General features: G+C 76.5%; 2 protein-coding genes. Both read left to right on the forward strand.

What is annotated here, in order from left to right; translation table 11 throughout:
- Positions 1-428, forward strand: a 428-nt coding sequence (locus D7V93_RS43720; RefSeq protein WP_120648737.1) for an aminotransferase class I/II-fold pyridoxal phosphate-dependent enzyme, incomplete at its 5' end; no start/stop codon positions are given.
- Positions 418-732, forward strand: a 315-nt coding sequence (gene bioD / locus D7V93_RS43725) for an ATP-dependent dethiobiotin synthetase BioD (protein WP_147451713.1), incomplete at its 3' end; no start/stop codon positions are given. The genes D7V93_RS43720 and bioD, both read left to right, overlap by 11 nt.

The following is a 732-nucleotide window of genomic DNA, read 5'->3' on the forward strand; positions in this document are numbered from 1 at the left end:
TCGCCACCTCGCGCGCGGTGGCGGACCTGCTGGTGAGCCGCGCGCGGCCCTTCGTGTACTCCACCGCGCTGCCCCCGGCCCTGTGCGCTGGCGCCGAGTGCGCGGTGGACCTGGTGGAGCACGACCCGGCTCCGCGCGAGCGGCTGTGGGGGCACATCCACCGGTTCACCGCCGGGCTGCGCGCCCTGGGCCTGCCGGCGGAGCCCCGGAGCGCCATCTTCCCGGTCATCCTGGGCGAGCCCGCGCGCGCGCTGGACGCGGCCCGGCGCCTGCGGGAGGCCGGGCTGCTGGTGAAGGCCATCCGTCCGCCCACGGTGCCCGACGGCACCAGCCGGCTTCGCTTCTGTCTCTCCGCGGCCCACACGACGGGCCACATCGACCTGGCGCTGGAGGCGCTGCGCCGGGTGGGAGTCTCCCGTGGCCCGTAGCCGTGTTCCCCGCTTCTTCGTCACCGGCACCGACACCGGCGTGGGCAAGACGCAGGTGTCGTGCGCGCTCCTGTCGCTCATGCGCGACGCGGGCCTCCAGCCCCAGGGCTTCAAGCCCTACGAGAGCGGCTGTGCCTCCCTGAAGGCCCCGGCGGACGCGCTCGCCATGCGGGAGGCCGCGGGCAGCACGCTGCCCGTGGAGGCCGTCTGTCCGCACCGCTTCCGCGCGCCGCTGGCCCCGGGCATCGCGGCCTGGCGGCTGGGGCGCGAGCCGGACTTCGGAGTGACGCTCGCGGCGTGGGAG

Source organism: Corallococcus llansteffanensis, assembly GCF_003612055.1.
Taxonomy (GTDB): domain Bacteria; phylum Myxococcota; class Myxococcia; order Myxococcales; family Myxococcaceae; genus Corallococcus; species Corallococcus llansteffanensis.